A 250-nucleotide genomic window follows, 5' to 3' on the forward strand; every position below is an offset into this window, starting at 1 on the left:
AACGCGATTTCCCCGATGCCGACAGCCTGCGTGCGGCTAAGCGCTTTACGCGAATGGCGTTGAAGCCCTACCTCGGCGGTAGACCCCTGAAGAGCCAGGAACTGTTTCGTCAGTTTGTCCCAAAAAAGAAACCCGATGTGTCAAACGACTAGCGCTGGTCGTACCGCTTGATATTCTTAAGCCCGGTAAACTGCAAACACACTGAACACATTTAAGGATTGTCATGGCTGAGTTACTGTTAGGGGTCAAC

At 51.6% G+C, this 250-nt stretch carries 1 pseudogene; it reads left to right on the forward strand.

What is annotated here, in order from left to right:
• Positions 1-152: pseudogene (gene recO / locus PSSD_RS28340) on the forward strand (DNA repair protein RecO); the annotation flags it as partial.
• Between the last annotated feature and the right edge of the window lie 98 nt (positions 153-250).

Origin of the sequence: Type-D symbiont of Plautia stali, from assembly GCF_001485335.1 — a bacterium.
In the GTDB taxonomy this organism is placed as follows: domain Bacteria; phylum Pseudomonadota; class Gammaproteobacteria; order Enterobacterales; family Enterobacteriaceae; genus Pantoea; species Pantoea vagans_C.